Annotated in this window: 1 protein-coding gene; it reads right to left on the bottom strand. The window is 44.3% G+C overall.

Translation table 11 applies throughout. The features are described from left to right. Nucleotides 1–368 (bottom strand): ISAs1 family transposase (locus tag CEX98_RS17265; RefSeq protein ID WP_143484353.1); only part of this gene is annotated, 368 nt, incomplete at its 3' end. Nucleotides 369–458 lie beyond the last annotated feature (90 nt).

Below are 458 nucleotides of genomic sequence, written 5' to 3'. Positions count from 1 at the left end.
AAGTGTAAGTTATCCTCACGCTTTTTACTGGCACCGCGCAGGGTTTTGCCATCAAACGCAATGATTGGCTTACCTGACTGAGACCGTTGCTCGTTGACCCAACTGAACAAGGCCAAAACCAACGAATCAGTCTCTACGGTCTTAAGAATTCGTGCAATGCTATGTCGCGTTGGAATACCGTGCTTAAATGCTCTGAACTGCCTGAGCCAGGGCAGTTTACTGTGCCCAAATACTTCGATATCTTTCCAGCCTTCACAACCGGATAAAACCGCCGAGATGATAAGAAACAAAACGTCAGCAAGCTCATGATGTTGATTAATAGAAGAACGCTTATCTTCAACAAGTTCAAGGTGGCTAAATAACGACATAGTTAACAAGCAGATAGTGATAATGTGGGCGTTATTAGATCAGAAAAGAGGCGGGTGTTAAAGCCTTTTTACAAAGTGTGATCCCGCCGT

Source organism: Pseudoalteromonas piscicida, assembly GCF_002744175.1.
In the GTDB taxonomy this organism is placed as follows: Bacteria; Pseudomonadota; Gammaproteobacteria; order Enterobacterales; family Alteromonadaceae; genus Pseudoalteromonas; species Pseudoalteromonas piscicida_B.
This window is presented reverse-complemented; position numbering and strand designations above follow the sequence as displayed.